Below are 846 nucleotides of genomic sequence, written 5' to 3' on the forward strand. Positions count from 1 at the left end.
GGGGCCGCCGGGGCGGGTGACCCCGCGCGACGTCTCATCATCCGGGCGCCCCCCGGGCACCCGGTCGGCTCGGCCGAGACCCCGGCTCAGCCGAGGCCGTTCCCGCCCAGCGGCAGATCGGTGCCGGTGAAGGTCAGCTCCACGCCGCGCTCGGTGGCCACCAGCCCCTCCAACGTCACCCCGCTCGGCAGTCCGTGCAGGGTCCGCTCCCGGTGGACGATGTCCCGCAGGCGGTCCTCCAGCCCCGGCAACGGCAGCGAGGGGACCTCGTCCAGGCGCAGCGCCAGCAGATCACCCTCGAAGGACATCTCGGCCAGGACCGGGGGGACCACCTCCTGCCCCAGGATCAACAGCTGCACCGCGACCTGGTGATCCTCCGCGCCATCCCCCGCGTACGACAGCTCCAGGGCGAGCTGGTCGCTGAGTCCCAGCACGTCCTGCGTGGCCAGCTCGCTCAGGTCCCCGTACCCCAGCACCGCCGACCCCTCGGCGTCCCGGGCCACGGCGCTGCGGTACCCGTCCTCCAGCACCACGTTCCGCAGGTCCAGCGACAGATCCCGGGCGGTGATCTCCTGGTCGTCCAGTTGTATGCGGTGGGCGTCCAACGACAGCCGCACCCGCTCCAGCTCCCTACCGGCCACCTGGGCCAGGAAGGGGAAGCCCTCGATGGAGACCTCGGGCTCCCGCTCCAGCTCCATCGCCGTCTGCGTGCGGGAGGCCACCTCACCCTCGGCCCAGCGCACGGCGAGCCGGTCGGCGACCACCGCCAACACGCCGAGGATGATCAGCAGGATGAGACCTGCACGCAGTACACGCATCGGGGCGACTCTCCGGGGAGGGGACGGA

Annotated in this window: 1 protein-coding gene; it reads right to left on the bottom strand. The window is 72.6% G+C overall.

What is annotated here, in order from left to right:
• Positions 1-86: 86 nt before the first annotated feature.
• On the bottom strand, positions 87-818 hold the full coding sequence (locus tag FNQ90_RS25295; RefSeq protein ID WP_182608443.1) for an LmeA family phospholipid-binding protein: 732 nt from the start codon (positions 816-818) through the stop codon (positions 87-89).
• Positions 819-846: the final 28 nt, after the last annotated feature.

This window comes from Streptomyces alkaliphilus (assembly GCF_014141535.1).
In the GTDB taxonomy this organism is placed as follows: Bacteria; Actinomycetota; Actinomycetes; order Streptomycetales; family Streptomycetaceae; genus Streptomyces; species Streptomyces alkaliphilus.